General features: G+C 31.8%; 1 protein-coding gene and 1 pseudogene. One reads left to right on the forward strand and one right to left on the reverse strand.

Annotated features, from left to right (window positions below):
• Positions 1 to 393: pseudogene (locus ASC41_RS00100) on the reverse strand (VWA domain-containing protein); the annotation flags it as partial.
• Between ASC41_RS00100 and dgt the strand changes: the two are divergent.
• Positions 393 to 1,396, forward strand: a 1,004-nt coding sequence (gene dgt, locus ASC41_RS00105; RefSeq protein WP_083477102.1) for a dGTP triphosphohydrolase, incomplete at its 3' end; no start/stop codon positions are given. The pseudogene ASC41_RS00100 and the gene dgt sit on opposite strands and share 1 nt — an antisense overlap.

Consider the following 1,396-nt stretch of genomic DNA (forward strand, 5'->3'; position numbering starts at 1 on the left):
ATTGGTTTGATGCTCTGTAAATGACAATGAATCTATAGTGTTAAGCGTGTTTCCGAAGGAAAAGACATCTATATTAAACTTATCTTGTAGTGTTTTGTTACTTTGAATGCTTTGTAAAATAGTAGTAACATTCTCTTCTTGGTTTAAATACTTAATAGAGTTAGAATTATCTACAGCTAATACTAAATTTGGTTTTTCGTTATAAACCTTAACCTGTTCGAACTTAGGATTGATAAGCAATAATAAAACTCCGAAAATGGTTAAAAAACGAAAAAAATCAAAAAGTGCATTCTTTTTAGATGCACCTTTTGCTTTGTATTTATATTGGAACAATGCTAGTAAAATCGATACAACTCCAGCAAGTATAATGTATAAAATATTTTCTGTTGACAATGTTATATGTAGTATTTACAAAATTCATTCCATTGTCTAAAACCGATTTTGTACACACACGTTTAACGCATAGTTTAGAAGTTAGTGTTGTTGGTCGTTCTTTAGGAAGACGTGTTGGACAAAAGATATTAGAAAAACATCCACATTTACAAAGTACTCATGGATACCAAGCGCATGATTTTGGGGCTATTGTAGCAGCAGCAGCTCTAGCACATGATATAGGGAATCCTCCTTTTGGTCATTCTGGTGAAAAAGCGATTGGTGAATTCTTTAAATCTGGAAAAGGAAAAGAGCATAAGGAGAGGTTAAGTGAAAAAGAATACCAAGATTTATGTGATTTTGAAGGTAATGCTAACGGATTTAAAATTGTTACTCAAAGTAGAATAGGTAGAGAAGGAGGTTTGCGATTAAGTTATGCAACATTAGGTGCTTTTACAAAATATCCAAAAGAGTCGTTACCTAAAAAACCAACCAAGCATATTGCAGATAAAAAATACGGGTTTTTTCAGAATGAAAAAGAAGCATTTATAGATGTAGCAAAAGAATTAGGATTAGAAAAGAGAAGCGAAAAAGATATTAGTTACGCTAGGCATCCTTTAGCTTTTTTAGTTGAAGCGGCAGACGATATCTGTTACACAATAATAGATTTTGAAGATGGTATTAATTTAGGATTAATACCAGAAGCTTTTGCTTTAGAGTATTTAATAAACTTGGTTAGAGACAAAATTAAAACAGAGAAATACCACACGCTTTCTAATACCGAAGACCGTATTAGCTATTTAAGAGCTTTAGCAATTGGAGCATTAATTGAAGAAGCTATTGATATGTTTATGAAAAACGAAGAAGCTATTTTAGCAGGTACGTTTAGTGAAGGGTTATTAGATAAAAGTAAATACGAAGCACAAATTGACGATATCATTAAGTTGAGTGTTGAAAAAATCTACCAATCTACAGAGGTTGTAGATAAGGAAATTGCGGGTTATGGTGTATTGAGTACTTTACT

It is taken from the genome of Lacinutrix algicola (genome assembly GCF_001418085.1).
GTDB classification, from domain to species: Bacteria; Bacteroidota; Bacteroidia; order Flavobacteriales; family Flavobacteriaceae; genus Lacinutrix; species Lacinutrix algicola.